Here is a 691-nt window from a genome sequence, read left to right as displayed (position 1 = left end):
AGATAAGGATGGAGGAATCGGCAGTGCAAGAGTAAATCCCTTTGTAGATTTGCACTGGTCCCTGAACGCTATCTCAGTGCCCCCTCACACTACCTCGGTTCATCCTAAGTCACAATGTGTGTGCTCAAAAGCTATGTTGCATCTATGCATTCAAGATTGCAAGATAAATTGCTAGACTGTCACCCTAACAAACATGCGAATGAAGAACACACTACAGTTATGCAACACAATGTTTAACACAAGCAACAATTAGGCCTCCATAGTTGAATAGCAAGAGTGTATAAGCATAGACTTCACAATGTTCATAAACAAAGGCACTATGGCCAGTTGACCCCTGAGGGAAGGTACACAAGAGAAGAATGAAGAAAGAACAAGAAGATGAGAAAGAACTCCCTCCAAGCTCTAAAACCACTCTTTCTTGCAGTGTCCTTGCGCCAACTCCACCCCTTGCGGTGCCTCCTACTCGTCCTAGATCTCCTTAGGCGGTGTGGAAATGCTTGATCTCTGATCTCATCAAAGTACTCCCGGTGGAGAAGAGAATCCCCAAACAAAGATGAGTTCAAAACCCTAACTTCAGGAGTTGAAAAGGCTGAATCGGCGCCCGACACGGCCTCAACACGGGCGTGTCATCGACCGTGTTGTCTTCGATGAGTTTCTGGAGTGAAAGGCGTGTAATCTTCAACATTTGGAA

Annotated in this window: 1 protein-coding gene; it reads left to right on the top strand. The window is 45.6% G+C overall.

Going from position 1 to position 691, the window contains the following annotated elements:
- Nucleotides 1–359 precede the first annotated feature (359 nt).
- On the top strand, nt 360–482 hold the full coding sequence (locus ACFILY_RS09635) for a hypothetical protein (protein WP_375673378.1): 123 nt from the start codon (nt 360–362) through the stop codon (nt 480–482).
- Nucleotides 483–691: the final 209 nt, after the last annotated feature.

Source organism: Bartonella sp. CL25QHWL, from assembly GCF_042195335.1.
In the GTDB taxonomy this organism is placed as follows: Bacteria; Pseudomonadota; Alphaproteobacteria; order Rhizobiales; family Rhizobiaceae; genus Bartonella.
The sequence above is the reverse complement of the archived record's forward strand: the minus strand, read 5'-3'. Positions and strand labels throughout refer to the sequence as shown.

Coding starts and splice junctions, on each gene's coding strand:
- ACFILY_RS09635 (WP_375673378.1), top strand. CDS start 360: ATGAAGAAAGAACAAGAAGATGAGAAAGAACTCCCTCCAAGCTCTAAA.